The sequence below is a fragment of the Corynebacterium sp. HMSC11D10 genome (assembly GCF_001806995.1).
Taxonomy (GTDB): domain Bacteria; phylum Actinomycetota; class Actinomycetes; order Mycobacteriales; family Mycobacteriaceae; genus Corynebacterium; species Corynebacterium coyleae.
Window position 1 is genome coordinate 1 of record NZ_KV787045.1, and the last position, 1,102, is coordinate 1,102.

Annotated in this window: 1 protein-coding gene and 1 pseudogene; both read right to left on the reverse strand. The window is 56.7% G+C overall.

The annotated features are described in order from the left end of the window. Positions 1-125: 125 nt before the first annotated feature. Positions 126-887 (reverse strand): ATP-binding protein, encoded by a 762-nt coding sequence (locus tag HMPREF3120_RS04735; protein ID WP_070422898.1) that lies wholly within the window; start codon positions 885-887, stop codon positions 126-128. 6 nt (positions 888-893) lie between these two features. Next, positions 894-1,102: pseudogene (locus HMPREF3120_RS12110) on the reverse strand (IS21 family transposase); the annotation flags it as partial.

A 1,102-nucleotide genomic window follows, 5' to 3' on the forward strand; every position in this document is an offset into this window, starting at 1 on the left:
TGCTGAGTGCGCGTAGTTGGTAGGGGTATTCCGAAACGGTGGTAGGGCTGGATTCCGGGTAGTTGGTAGGGCCCCGCGACGGGTTGGGGCTGCTGCTCGTCGCGGGGCCTGTTGATGGTGGTGTGTTACTCGGTTTCTAGTTGGGTGGCTAGGAAGTGGCGCATGTCGTATTCACCGAGTTCGACGCGTTGGCCGGTGTTGAGTCTGCTGACGAGGGAGTCAGCTGCGACTGGGTCGGGAAGTTTTTGTACCCAGTATGCGGCAGTGGTTTGGGAAACGATGATCGTCGGCAGCCTGCCATCGCGGTCGAATATGATCTTCGTTAGGTCTTCTTGCCCGCGTTGGTTGATTCCAATGGTCAGGAAATCATCAAGGATGAGCACGTCAGTGTTTTGTAGCCTGCGCATCTTGGTTACGTAACGCTCATCTGTCGGCGGGAAGGCCGCTAATTCATCTACAAGCTGGTCGAGCCGGTAGTACGCAACGCTGTATTCAGCCTGGCATGCAGCAACTCCGATGGCGCAGGCGATGTATGTCTTGCCTGCCCCTGTTGGGGCTAGGAGGTGGACGTTTCCGGGGTTTTCACGCCAGGGTGTTGCAGCGATGCGTTTGAGTTGACGAAGGTTCAGGCCGCGTTCTTCGACGTTTATCAGCTCGGCAAGTGTTGCACCTGGGTACCGGAACTTTGCTTGGGTGATGGCTTTGGTGATGTTTTGCGCGCGACGTTTGTGGGCGGTTTCTTCCACGGCTTTGAGAAATATCTCTTCAGGCAACTCGGTGTTTGCTTCATCTGCACTGGCAAGTGCGAAGAAGGTATCAGCGAAGGTTGAAAGCCGCAGCTTGCGCAGCGTTGCACGGATGTCATCGTCAAGATGGATCGTGGTCATGATGGGTTAGTCCTCCTGCTTCGGGGTGTCGTAGTAGCTTGCAGGGCGCAGGAACACTGCTTCTGGCATTGCGGCGATATCGACTACCCGAGCCTGGCCTGTTTGTGGTGTTGGGGTGTTGGCTTCGGCGTTACCGTTGCGGGCGATGTCGGCCTGGATGCGGGAGATGACCTGCAGATTCGGCGCGAGGTTGTGGTCGATGATTTGCTGGCACG